The organism is Actinosynnema sp. (assembly GCF_052038725.1).
In genome coordinates, this window is the sequence record NZ_JBQGCX010000218.1 from 1 (window position 1) to 1583 (window position 1583).

Consider the following 1583-nt stretch of genomic DNA (forward strand, 5'->3'; position numbering starts at 1 on the left):
GACCAGCCGGAACCGGCTCAGCACCGCCGCCACCACGGCGGTCACCTCGGTCACCGCCAACGCGTCCCCGATGCACTGGCGCCGCCCCGCGCCGAACCCGAAGAACCCCCCGCGCTGCGCCGCCGTGACCCGCTCGGCCGCCCACCGCCCCGGATCGAACACCTCCGGCTCGGGGAACACGGCCTCGTCCCGGTGCAGCGCGTACGGGCTGAAGAACACGTCCGCGCCCGCCGGTATCCGCCCCTCCGGCCAGTCGACGTCCTCGGTGGCGCACCGGCTCACCAGCCACACCGGGGGCCGCAACCGCAGCGCCTCGGTGACCGCCCGCTGCGCGTGCCCGAGCGAGGCCAGGTCGGCGTGCGCGGGCACCCGCCCGCCCAGCACCCCCACTGCCTCCTCGACGATCCGGTCCCGCACCTCGGGGGCGCCGTCCACGGCCCGCAACGTCCACGTCATCGCCGACGCCGCCGTCTCCACCCCGGCGGTCAGCAGCGTGATCACCTGGTCGTACACCGCCCGACGCGGATCGGGGTCCTCCTCGCAGGCGGCCAGCACCGCCGACAGCAGGTCCCCCCGATCGGCGGGATCGGCCCGGTACTGCTCGACCACCGCGTCCACGGCGGCGCGGGTGCGCGCGGTCTGCTCGTCGAAACGACGGTTCACCTGGAGCGGGATGCGCGGGAACACCTTCCCCGGCACCACCATCCGCCAGTACATGCCCCTGGTGATGTCCGGCAACCCCTCCGCGATCCGCCCGGCGGCGGGCGCCCCCCGGTCAGCGGCCACCAACGTCCGCGAGGTCACCAACGTGGTCAACCGGTGCATCTCCACGCTCAGGTCGACGACCCGGCCGTGCGTCCACTCCCCGGTGACCTCCTCGATCGCGTCCCGCACCACGGCCCCGTACCCGACCAGCCGGTCCCGCTGGAACGCGGGCTGCATCAACGGCCGCTGCACCGCGTGATCGGCTGCCGGGCAGGTGGCCAACCCGTTCCCCGCGTAGTCCCGCACCTTCTCGATCAGCGCCCCGCCCTTGTCGAACCGGTGCTGCTCGGACACGTGCACCCTGCGCACCAGCTCGGGCTCGGTCAGCACGTAGGCCACCCGAGTCCCCAGCCCGATCCGCACCACGGGCCCGTGCGCGCGCAACCCGAGGAAGAACCCCAGCGGGTCCCTCGCCAACGCGGGCAGGTGCCCCAGCAGCGGCAACCCACCGGGGGCGGACGGCGGCAGGAGCGCGGTCGTCATCATCGGCCTCCCTGGTCCTGGGCGGGGCGGGCGCAGCGACCCCAGCCACGCGATTCGGCACTGGCGCCCTCTGACGTCCCACGATCCTGCGAAAGCACTGCGGCAGCCCCGCGCAGATCCATCACGCATGAAACGAAACCGCTGGTCAGCCGGGTTTTTCAGGCTAGTGCCGACTCCGGTGAACCGCTTTCCGAACCAGATCGCCAAGAAGGGGGAAGAACCTCACCCCCCACACCACGCAACCTCCCCCGCCCCACCGCTTCGCAACCCCCGCCGCCCCACCGCTTCGCAGCCCCCGCCGCCATGCCGCCCTGCCGCCCCGCCGCCATGCCGCC

At 73.8% G+C, this 1583-nt stretch carries 1 protein-coding gene; it reads right to left on the bottom strand.

Annotated features, from left to right (window positions below):
* The coding region (locus tag ACTUAL_RS04220) for a cytochrome P450 (protein ID WP_440899331.1) at positions 1-1248 on the bottom strand (1248 nt) is incomplete at its 3' end.
* Positions 1249-1583 lie beyond the last annotated feature (335 nt).